The following is a 10844-nucleotide window of genomic DNA, read 5'->3' on the forward strand; positions in this document are numbered from 1 at the left end:
CCCTTCGCCGATACGACATACATTATCAATAAGGATAAGATGCATTCTGAGCTAAGATCCCTCTTCTCAGACTTGGATTCTTGTCAAAAACAACTCTACATGACTTTATGTTCCGTGCGTATTTAATTTTAAACGATCAGAATTGCGCACTCCTCTGAAAAGATAATTCCCTATGCCTACTCCGGATCCCGATCAGCAGAACCGCAAAGAACGTCCTTCCTTACCTGAGCAATCTCCCAAAGGTGATAGTCGCCGACCTGAACCCAAAGGGCCCAAAAGCAATGTCTTATGGTATCTGGTTGTGGGCGGGCTGATTCTGGTGATTACCCTCTCGATCGTCTCGAATAATACGCGCGGCGATAAAATCGTATTTGGCGACTTCGTCAAAGGCGTCGATGACGGCAAGTATAATAAGACCAACGTGCATGATCTGAAATTTGGCAGGGATTATATTGTTTTTCAGGATCAACCCAAACCGGAAACGCCGGAAAAAAGCGCGCTTCCCGATACCACCCGGAAATTTTATATCCCGGTTTACGGTTTTTCCTCCGAGCGTCTCGCGCAACTGCAATCGAAACTGGAAAGCAAAGATATCATCGTCGATTCTGAAAGTCGTCCTTCGGAATGGGAATCGCTGATCGCCGTCCTGTTCTTCCCGATTGTGCTGTTGATTTTTGTGATTTATCTGTTTCGCCGGATGGGAGGCGCCGGTTCGCCGATGTCATTCGGTCGCAGCCGTGGCAAGATGTATGCCCAGGAAGACATCGAAGTTACCTTCAACGATGTCGCGGGCATCGATGAAGCCGTCGAAGAGCTGCGCGAAATTGTTGAGTTTTTGAAAACGCCGGCCAAGTATCAGGCACTCGGCGGTCGCATTCCCAAGGGAGTGTTACTGGTAGGCCCTCCGGGAACCGGTAAAACGATGCTCGCCAAAGCCGTCGCCGGCGAAGCGGGAGTTCCTTTTTACGGACTGTCGGGTTCTGACTTTGTCGAAATGTTTGTCGGCGTGGGTGCCGCACGCGTGCGGGACATGTTCCAGCAGGCCGCCCAGAAATCACCGGCGATTATTTTTATTGACGAACTGGACGCACTCGGCAAAACCCGCGGCAGCGGAATGCCCGGCGGCCACGATGAACGGGAGCAGACACTCAATGCACTGCTCGTTGAAATGGATGGTTTCGGTTCGGACCAGAGCGTGATCGTCATGGGAGCCACCAACCGTCCGGAAACACTGGACCCCGCGTTAATGCGTCCCGGTCGTTTTGACCGTCACGTACTCGTCGATCGCCCTGACGTGCGAGGCCGCGAAGCGATCCTCAAGGTCCACAGCGCCAAAATCAAAATGGATGAATCGGTCAATCTGCAGCACATTGCCAAAATTACTCCCGGATTTGTGGGCGCCGATCTGGCGAACCTGATCAACGAAGCTGCCCTGCTCGCCGCGCGCAATAACAAAACCGCCGTCTCGATGCACGAATGCGAAGAAGGTGTCGAGCGGGTCGTCGCCGGTTTGGAAAAATCAACCCGGCTGATTCACGAAGATGAAAAAAGTCGCGTGGCCTATCACGAATGTGGCCATGCTCTGGTTGCCTGTTCGTTACCCAACGTCGATCCGGTTCACAAAATTTCGATTGTGCCCCGCGGACTAGGCGCTCTTGGATATACTATGCAGCGCCCCGAAGAAGAAAAACAACTGGTCACGCAAAGTGAGCTGGAAAGCCGGATCTGCGTGCTGCTGGGAGGCATTGCCGCCGAAGAAATTATTTACAGGGAAACATCCACCGGTGCCCAGAACGATTTGCAACGTGCCACCGATCTGGCCCGCCGCATGGTCACCGAGTTCGGCATGAGCCCCAAATTAGGCCGCGTCCATTACAGCGAAACGCGCAGGTCCCCGTTCCTGGGAGACTCGCAAAGTCCGTCCGAAAGCGTTCACAGTGAAAACACGCTGCGGGAGATTGATCTGGAGATCAGACGGATCATCGATCAATGTGCCAAAACGGCCTATGAAATTCTGGACGAACGCCGCGAATTGCTGGAACATCTCACTCGAGACCTGCTGGAATGCGAAGTAATGGATATGACACAATTACAAGCGATTCTAAAAGAGCATCAGCGTGGTCCTCAGATCAAACCCGGCACCTTTAAAGGCAAAGCCTCTGAAGGAAAATCCGGTGATCAGGTAAGTGAGGAACCCACGTCCGAGAATGACCAGGCAGCCGATGGAACGGGAGCATGAGCACGCTGAAAAGTGTCTGCGTCTTTTGCGGTTCAAAATCCGGAAACGATCCGCAGTATCAGCAGTCCGCCATTGAACTGGGCCGCCTGATGGCACAGCGAAAAATCACGCTGGTGTATGGAGGCGGCAGCGTCGGCTTGATGGGCGTCATTGCGGATGCCGTGCTGGAATCCGGCGGGCAGGTCATCGGCGTCATTCCCCGGAATCTGGCAACACGGGAACTGATTCATCCCGGCGTCACAGAAATGCACATCGTTGAAGACATGCATACCCGCAAGGCAAAAATGTCGGAATACGCGGACGCTTTCATCGCGATGCCCGGCGGTTTCGGGACTCTGGAAGAACTGTTTGAAGTCGTTTCCTGGGTGCAGTTGGGGATTTATGCCAAACCAATGGGTCTGCTGAATACCGCCGGTTTTTATGACCCGCTGTTGAACATGGTCGAACATTGCATCGAATCCGAATTCATCAAACCCAAATATCGGGATCTGATCATCGCCGATGAAACGCCAGCCACGCTGCTCGATCACCTGCAACGCCATGAATTGCCTCTGATCGAAAAAATTCTGGATCCCGAACAGATTTAAGGCGCGTTGATTTCGGAAACCTGCTCTGAAATTTTACTGAGGGTTTCCCAGGGCAATCGCCGTCGCGGTTGCAAATTCGCGGCTGTGAGAAATCGTAATCAGAATTTCCTGTATGCCCATCTCTGCGGCGTGTGTCTCCACTCCCCCTGAGATTACAACCGTCGGCTTGCCGCTTTTTAAATTGATGATTTCGATTTCCTTCCAGCCAATCCCTTTAATGAAGCCGGTACCTAATGTCTTCATCACGGCTTCTTTGGCTGCCCAGCGACCGGCGTAATGCTGCTCTTTATGCTTCTTGGAGCCGCAATAGGCATTTTCATTTTCCGTAAACACGCGATTGAGAAACGTATCTCCATGCCGCTCGATCATTTGACCGATACGCGAAATCTCGACAATATCTGTTCCCAATCCGACGATCACTGATATTTACCCTGCTTCTGTTCGCATGTATAATGAACCGGCTTCAATTCTTTTCTGATTTCTGAAACAGAATCGCATTCAGAGAGGTATCTACCTCTGGAGCGTCTTTGATTAGACCGACGCGATCCCTTTCCTGAGAGGAATTGGATCGCATCGTTCTCAAAAACGCTACCCTCAACCCGAATTCGGGTTAGATGATTAAAACGGTTTTCTTACAGAATCAGCGCCCATCATTAAATATGAGTTGACAGGGGAGTTCAAGGTCGAATGCAACGCTTCTATTATCTAATCCCGGGATTCCTGTCCGTCTGCCTGTGTACGTCTTCGGTATTCGCCGAATCGACCGACCCCCTCATCGGGAAAAAAGTAGAGAATTTCAGCCTCAAGGATTTTCGAGGAAAAACCGTTCAACTGCAGGATCAGAAAGAGCAACAGTTCGCCGTCATCGCCTTTCTGGGAACGGAATGCCCGCTGGCTAAACTGTATGGCGGTCGCCTGCAAAAACTTGCCGATGAATTTGGATCTCAGGGGGTCTCCTTTTATGCGATCATGTCCAATCAGCAGGATTCCCTGACCGAGATCGCCGCTTATGCGAAGAAGCACGAAATCACGTTCCCGGTTCTCAAAGACGCCGGCAATCATGTCGCAGATCAAATCGGTGCCAAACGGACCCCCGAAGTCTTCATCCTCGATCAGGCAGGAACAATCCGTTATCACGGTCGCGTGGATGACCAGTACGGCGTCGGTTATCTCAAAGATGAACCCAGCCGGGAAGATCTGAAAGTCGCCCTGACGGAACTGCTGGCGAAGAAACCGGTCAGTCTTGCCTCAACAAAACCGGTCGGCTGTTTTATCGGTCGCCTGCGGGAACCGGATTCCCAAAGCACGGTGACTTACTCTAATCAGATATCCCGCCTCTTTCAGAAACATTGTGTCGAATGTCACCGCGAAGGAGAAATCGCTCCCTTCGCGCTCAACGAATATCAGGAAGTCGCCGGCTGGGCGGAAACGATTGCCGAAGTCGTCCGCGATCAGAGAATGCCCCCCTGGCACGCCGATCCTGCGCATGGAAAATTTGCCAATGATCGCAGTCTGAGCAAAGAAGAAAAAGAGCTGATCTTTCAATGGGTCGAACATGGTGCTCCGGAAGGCGATCCCAAAGATCTGCCGGCACCGCAGACCTATGTCACCGGCTGGAAACTGCCGCAAAAGCCGGACGCCGTCTTTTACATGGATGACAAACCTTTCACGGTTCCCGCGCAAGCCGGAAAACGGGGCGTGAAATATCAGTATTTCACAGTCGATCCCGGCTTTACGGAAGATAAATGGATCACCGGTGCAGAAGCCCTGCCCGGCAATCGGGCTGTCGTGCATCACATTCTGGTCTTCGCCCGTCCTCCAGAGGGAAAACGGGTCCGTGTCTTCGGCGAGGGGGATCAGTTTCTCGTCGGTTATGTACCCGGTTCACGCGAAGTCATGCTGCATCCCGGGATGGCCAAGAAAATTCCCGCGGGTTCCAAACTGGTATTCCAGATGCATTACACTCCTATCGGCACCGAGCAGCAGGACCGCAGTAAAGTGGGGCTGGTCTTTACCGAGGAATCAAAGGTCACGCATCAGGTTGTGACGGCGCAGGTCATCAATGAAGACTTTGTCCGCCGTCGGATTAAGATCGATGCGAACGACGACAATTTCAAAATTGAAGCCACTTCCCCCCCCAATGATCGCAAGGCCCTGCTGTTGAGCTATATGCCACACATGCATTTGCGTGGCAAATCGTTCCGTTACGAATTGAGAAAAAAACCGGATCAGCCGGGAGAAATCTTAATTGATGTGCCCGCCTTCGATTTCAACTGGCAGACGGCTTACGGCATCGAAAAACCGATTCCTATCGAAATCGGCGATTACATTCACTGTGTCGCTCACTACAACAATTCCGACAGCAATCTCTCGAACCCCAATCCGAACGAATCCGTTTCCTGGGGCGATCAGACCTGGAATGAAATGATGATCGGTTATTTCAACGTCGCGATTCCCAAAGAAGAAGCGACTCCCGAAGACCAGTTCAAAACAGTCGCCTTTCGGCTGGTACGCCGCCGCGATAAGAATTCCAACGGCCAACTGGAACAGGCTGAAGTTCCATTAGTCGAACTCCCCCTCTTCTTCCAGGCGGACCAGAATAAAGACGCCATCGTTACTGTCGACGAACTGGCCGCTCTAATCGAAAAAAACCGCGGCAAGAAAAAAGAGTAATTTTCCCCAGGTCTCGAAGACAGTGCGTCTGTTTCGCTGCGAGGCTTGTTATTTCGAGTTCAAAAGAACGCTGCTACTGCTTTGCAGCGTTCTTTTTGTTCTTACCCTTGCCCTGTTGTTTCTTTTTCTGCTTCTGTTTGCCGCCGCGGGGCTCATCGTGCGGCGCGTCAGGTGCATTTTTCTCAGGGAACCACTTGGCAAGCTGCTGTTTCACTTCTGCGTGCTTCGGGTTGTCTGCCAGATTTTTCCACTCCAGCGGATCGTTGCTGTGATCATACAGCTCTTCACTGCCGTCCTGATAGCGAATCAGACGATACTGGTTGCTCCGCACCGCATGATTCAGACGGCCGTGCGTCGTCAAAGCCGGGCGGTCCCAGGTTGTAGCTGGATCTTTCATTAAAGGTGTCAGACTGATGCCATCCAGATGTTTCCCAACCGGAAGCGAACACAACTCACAAAGCGTCGGGTAAATATTCATGAAATCGACGGCCTGATTACAACGGGAACCCGCTTCGGTGACGCCGGGCACCACCATCATCAGCGGCGCACGTGTCGCTTCTTCCCAGAGCGAAAATTTGCGCCAATGATGTTTCTCACCCAGGTGCCAGCCATGATCGCCCCATAACACCACAATCGTATTTTTCGCATAGGGACTGGCATCCAGCGCATCCAGCACCCGCCCCACCTGCACATCGGCAAAAGCAATACTCGCCAGATAGGCCTGCACCGATTGGCGCCAGTTATCGGTTTTCAGAATATTGGCATGATCGCCGCCCGGTTTCGCCATCCGCACGCCGGCCTTGGGAATATCATCCAGATCGTTTTCCAGCACCTTGGGAAGCTGAATCTTGTCGAGCGGATACATGTCATAATATTTACGAGGCACCTGCCAGGGCATATGCGGCCGATAAATGCCGCACGCCAGGAAGAAGGGTTTCTCATGTTTCTTGCCGAGATAATCGATGGCATAATTGGCCATCTTGTAATCGCTCATTTCCCGATCTTCGACATCGAGCACACCCCAGATGATCGATCCTGCGCGGCTGTGCGGATCATTCAATACGGCAGGCGTCGGCTTGGGGTCGCCCGTCTGTTTCAGATAATCGTCCCACGAGCTGAGATCGTTGTACCCGCCGTGAAAGATTTTCCCCGAGCCTATCGCCTGATAACCGTGATTGCGAAAATGCTGAGGCAATGTTACCGCATCCGGCATCACCGGTCGCCAGGGCTGCGAATTTAAATAGACGCCGGAACTCGAAGGACGAATGCCCGTCATCAAAGCGGCCCGCGAAGGATTGCAGGCAGGAGCCGCACAATGCGCGTTTGTAAACAACACACCCCGCGACGCCAGCCGGTCGATGTTAGGCGTTTTACAATCCGGATGTCCGCCCAGACAACCGATCCAGTCATTCAAATCATCAACGGCAATGAACAGCACATTCGGCTGTGAAGTTTCCGCGGCGAAAACTTCTGCCCCGGGGGGAAACGCTACCAGAATCAAAAACAGTATTCCAATAATCGAGCGACTCATCAGATTCCCCTGTCATTGCATGGAGTGTGTCAGTTTAAAACAGACGATTATACCCGTTCAAAGCAGCCACACGATAGGCTTCTGCCATCGTGGGATAATTGAAGGTGGTATTGATAAAATACAACAGTGTATTCGCCGTGCCGGGTTGTGACATGATTGCCTGACCAATGTGAATAATTTCGGAAGCGTTCGGCCCAAAACAATGAATACCCAGAATTTCCAGGGTATCACGATGAAACAACAGCTTGAGCATGCCGATCGGGCAGTTCATGATCTGCGCGCGGGCCAGATGCTTGAACATCGAGTGGCCGACTTCATACGGAATTTTGGCTTCCGTCAATTCCTTTTCCGTCTTGCCGAGAGAACTGATCTCCGGGCTGGTATAAATTCCCGTCGGAATATCACGAATCAAGGCCCGCTCGCATTCTCCATTATCCAGATGACTGGCGGCATAACGTCCCTGCACATAGGCGGCACTGGCGAGTGACGGATAACCGATGATATCCCCGACTGCGTAGATATGCGGCTGCGTGGTTTGAAAATCGTCATTCACTTCGAGCAGTCCGCGCGAATCGGGTTGAATCTCCAATGTTTCCAGTCCCAGATGTTCCGTATTTCCGGCGCGACCTGCGGCAAACAGCAGGATATCGGTTTTCAGTTTCTTACCGGACTGGAGTGAAATAATCACACCATCGTCAGTTCCATCGATTGATTCATAATGCTCACAATGTCGCAGCAAAACCCCACTTTCACGCATATGGTAACTCAAGGCATCGCTGATTTCATCATCCAGAAAATCCAACAGCGAACTGCGGGTATTTACCAGGTTGACCTTCGTGCCCATCATGCGCAACATGGAGGCATACTCACAGCCCACGACACCGGCGCCGTAGACGGTGATGGAGCGTGGCGTGAATTCCAGATCCAGAATCGTATCGCTGCAGAAAATGCGGGGATGGCTGAAGTCGACATTATCAGGTCGATAAGGACGTGATCCCGTGGCAATGATGGCATAATCAAAGGTAACCTCTTCCGTCAGACCATTCGGCGTATCGATGTGGATCCGATGCGGGTCCATAAACCGGGCTACCCCTTCCACCAGTTCCACGCCATTACGCTCATAGAACGTACGCCGCATGCTCACCTGTTTCTGAATCACTGAAGCCGCCGTCTTCCGCAATTCCGGAAATTCCAGGTCAAACACCATACCGGAACGCCCCATCTGGCGCATGTAGTTATTGATTTCGGACATTTGCAGAATGGAATATCGCAGCGCTTTACTGGGAATGGTTCCCTTATGTGTGCAGCTACCACCAATCTCATAGAACTTCTCGATTGAGATGACCGATTTGCCCTGTTTGATGGCCTGCATCGCCGCCCCTTCTCCGCCGGGGCCGGTACCAATCACTGCCACGTCATAATGTGTCGCTGACATCCTTAAACTTTCCTTGATGTTTTCTCATCACAGGCGACCGGAAGGAGCCGCTGATTCTCAGCCAGGATGTGATGAACTTAATTAACTATGATTGACAAACAAATTGATACTTTACCACCAGACCGGTTCCGCAAATAAGTCTTTCACCTGCATGGAAAATCCAGGCAGCACTTTACCGCCGGTGATTTTCCCATTCACATCAATCACCTCACTCCCCTCGCCGGGAAGATATTCGAGAACTTCCTGAACATGAGGATCAATGACCCAGATTAGTTCGACACCCCAGTCAACATAATCCCTGACATGGTCATTCATGATTTGACGCCGGGGATTGGTCGAGGCGATCTCGATAATCGCAGTCGGCTTCCGTTCGGAGAGGACTTTGTCGGTCTCTTCAAACCGGACGCCACTGTTAAACATACTGACCGGCGGAAAACGAATCGTATCAGGATTCCGTTTTACCAGCAGCCCCAGTTCGAAACAGGCATACCCTTGATCCACCTGGTGCAAATAGACAGCGAGTACTTTTGAAATGTTAAGCACGATCGTGCCATGCTCGATATCGGGAGGATCCAGGTTGACGATCTTTCCCTCCACCAGTTCCATCCAACGACCTGCATCCGGCAGTTCATCCCGGGCTTCTAAAAATTGTTCTGCTGTGTATATCGGTGATTCTGCCATCCACTGTCCCTGTCAGTTTTCGCTGATCTTAAGTGAGATCGACTCTCTTTAAAAGGTTTATCTCTGTCACCTTTAATTTTTCATTCAAACATCATAGCATACATCAGGTTCTCTCGTCAGTCTTACCCGCTGTTTTGGCCCGGCAATCCCGCTTGATGATTCCCATGAAAATTCGCCCTTACCAACCTGAAGACTTGGATATTCTGAAAGAAATCACCGTGGAAGCCTTTCAAGGCGTTTCGATTGATGAGGGAATCGAGCGGGAATATGGCGTCATCAACGGTCACGACTGGAAATGGCGTAAAGCCGGCCATGTCGCAACCGATGCTCGACGGGAACCGGAGGGAATTTTCGTCGCAGAAGTGGAAGGCCGGATTGCAGGTTATATTTCGACCTGGCACGACCCGGATGCGGGGATCGGCTATATCCCCAATCTGGCGTTTGTTCCCGAATACCGCGGACAGGGCATGGGACGCAAACTCCTCGAATATGCGCTGGATCATTTTCGACGGCTCAATCTTTCGCTTGCGAAAATCGAAACTCTGGAACAGAATGCGGTTGGCAACCACCTTTACACATCACTGGGATTCAAGGAAATCGTCAAACAGGTTCACTTCGTTGCTCCACTTTCACCTGCGCCCGTTGATGAGAGGCAGTAAGCCGAAAACCATTTTGAAACGATCTGGGTACAGATCCATCCGTTACGATTATGCGATTGAGTCAATTATGTTTCATCAAAGGCTGCTTTTAAAATGCGAATCACAGTAATCGGCTCTCAGGGACAACTGGGACACGATCTGATGTCGAGCCTCTCTGCAGACGGACATCAGCTGACAGGCCTGACCCATCAGCAGATTTCGATTGAGGAGGCAGCCAGCATCGAAACAGCGCTTGACGACAATGCCCCTGAGCTGGTCATCAATACCGCCGCTTACAATAAAGTCGATCTGGCTGAATCAGCGCCCGAAGCAGCCTTCACCATCAATACATTCGGACCACGCAATCTGGCGATGTATTGTCACCAGAAAAATATCCGATTGATGCAGATCAGCACCGACTACGTGTTTGGTCTGGAAGCGGCGCGTCAGTCGGCTTACGGTGAACATGACGCGCCGGGCCCGCTGAGCGCTTACGGACAGAGCAAGCTGGCAGGAGAATACTTTGTCCGTGCGATCTGCCCCCAACATTATGTCGTGCGCACATGCGGTCTCTATGGGAAAGCCGGCAAAACGGGGAATGGAAACTTTGTGGAAACCATGCTGCGTCTCGGCAAGGAACGCGATGAACTTTCCATCATCAACGATCAGCATTGCACCCCCACTTCCACACGCGATCTCTCGACAGCGATCACTCGTCTGATTCAGACAGACCGCTTCGGACTGTATCACGCCACCAGTCAAGGGCAGACGACCTGGTTCGAATTTGCACGGACGATCTTCGAACTCGCGGGAATGGACGTCAAATTAAACGCCATCTCGACCGAACAGTATCATGCCGCAGCAGAACGCCCCCGCTTTAGCGTGTTGGACTGTTCAAAGCTCAAGGCGACCACAGGCTTTGCTTTCCCTGACTGGAAAGAGGCCTTGAAAACCTATCTGGAATCATAGGTCTGAATGCCATAAGTTTCTGAAAATAAACACCTTACGGTAAATATGTTATTTCCAGACCCCGCGGCTTCAGTCAGGATCGATTGATTCT

9 protein-coding genes are annotated in these 10844 nt (G+C 51.7%); 5 read left to right on the forward strand and 4 right to left on the reverse strand.

Annotated features, from left to right (window positions below; translation table 11 throughout):
* The first annotated feature begins 172 nt into the window (after positions 1-172).
* Together ftsH and Q0294_RS18050 are read left to right on the forward strand one after the other, a co-directional pair.
* Complete coding sequence (gene ftsH / locus Q0294_RS18045; RefSeq protein ID WP_299468232.1) at positions 173-2239, forward strand: ATP-dependent zinc metalloprotease FtsH; 2067 nt, start codon at positions 173-175, stop codon at positions 2237-2239.
* The gene (locus tag Q0294_RS18050) at positions 2236-2826 is read left to right on the forward strand and encodes a TIGR00730 family Rossman fold protein (protein ID WP_299468234.1); all 591 of its coding nucleotides are present in this window, start codon (positions 2236-2238) and stop codon (positions 2824-2826) included. The genes ftsH and Q0294_RS18050 overlap by 4 nt, the downstream gene beginning before the upstream one ends.
* A gap of 33 nt (positions 2827-2859) precedes the next feature.
* Here the strand turns inward: Q0294_RS18050 and acpS are convergent, their stop codons facing one another.
* Positions 2860-3246, reverse strand: coding sequence for a holo-ACP synthase (gene acpS, locus Q0294_RS18055; protein ID WP_299468236.1), 387 nt, complete (start codon positions 3244-3246; stop codon positions 2860-2862).
* Positions 3247-3513: 267 nt separating this feature from the next.
* Between acpS and Q0294_RS18060 the strand changes: the two genes are divergently transcribed.
* Positions 3514-5499, forward strand: coding sequence for a redoxin domain-containing protein (locus tag Q0294_RS18060; RefSeq protein ID WP_299468238.1), 1986 nt, complete (start codon positions 3514-3516; stop codon positions 5497-5499).
* Between the two features lie 73 nt (positions 5500-5572).
* Here Q0294_RS18060 and Q0294_RS18065 read toward each other — a convergent pair whose 3' ends face one another.
* From Q0294_RS18065 to Q0294_RS18075, 3 genes are all read right to left on the reverse strand, one after another.
* Positions 5573-7030 (reverse strand): sulfatase, encoded by a 1458-nt coding sequence (locus Q0294_RS18065; protein ID WP_299468240.1) that lies wholly within the window; start codon positions 7028-7030, stop codon positions 5573-5575.
* A gap of 34 nt (positions 7031-7064) precedes the next feature.
* Positions 7065-8465, reverse strand: a complete 1401-nt coding sequence (gene sthA / locus Q0294_RS18070) for a Si-specific NAD(P)(+) transhydrogenase (protein ID WP_299468242.1) — start codon at positions 8463-8465, stop codon at positions 7065-7067.
* 111 nt (positions 8466-8576) lie between these two features.
* Positions 8577-9146, reverse strand: a complete 570-nt coding sequence (locus Q0294_RS18075) for a Uma2 family endonuclease (protein WP_299468244.1) — start codon at positions 9144-9146, stop codon at positions 8577-8579.
* Positions 9147-9310: 164 nt separating this feature from the next.
* Between Q0294_RS18075 and Q0294_RS18080 the strand changes: the two genes are divergently transcribed.
* Positions 9311-9805, forward strand: a complete 495-nt coding sequence (locus Q0294_RS18080; protein ID WP_299468246.1) for a GNAT family N-acetyltransferase — start codon at positions 9311-9313, stop codon at positions 9803-9805.
* A 93-nt stretch (positions 9806-9898) separates the two neighbouring features.
* A complete protein-coding gene (gene rfbD / locus Q0294_RS18085; RefSeq protein WP_299468248.1) occupies positions 9899-10753 on the forward strand; it encodes a dTDP-4-dehydrorhamnose reductase in 855 nt (284 codons plus the stop codon).
* Positions 10754-10844 lie beyond the last annotated feature (91 nt).

The organism is uncultured Gimesia sp. (assembly GCF_937919775.1).
In the GTDB taxonomy this organism is placed as follows: Bacteria; Planctomycetota; Planctomycetia; order Planctomycetales; family Planctomycetaceae; genus Gimesia.